General features: G+C 71.6%; 1 protein-coding gene. It reads left to right on the top strand.

Annotation, left to right across the window (positions count from 1 at the left end; all coding sequences use genetic code 11):
* Positions 1-44: 44 nt before the first annotated feature.
* Positions 45-208, top strand: a 164-nt coding sequence (locus tag H926_RS26900) for a precorrin-6A/cobalt-precorrin-6A reductase (RefSeq protein WP_192816548.1), incomplete at its 3' end; no start/stop codon positions are given.

Genomic DNA, 208 nt, shown 5'->3' with positions numbered 1-208 from the left:
CAAGGCCGATGATCGTCAACCATGCGCGCAAAGGGGTATCAGCCATGGCCAATGTCCTGCTGCTGGGCGGAACGAGCGAGGCCAGCGCGCTGGCCCGCCTGCTTGCCGCGCAAGGCATTGCCGCCCGGTTGAGCTATGCCGGGCGCACCCACGCCCCGCTGGCGCAGCCCCTGCCCACGCGGATCGGCGGCTTTGGCGGCGTGGCCGG

It is taken from the genome of Novosphingobium sp. B-7, from assembly GCF_000410615.1.
Lineage (GTDB): Bacteria > Pseudomonadota > Alphaproteobacteria > Sphingomonadales > Sphingomonadaceae > Novosphingobium > Novosphingobium capsulatum.
The sequence above is the reverse complement of the archived record's forward strand: the minus strand, read 5'-3'. Positions and strand labels throughout refer to the sequence as shown.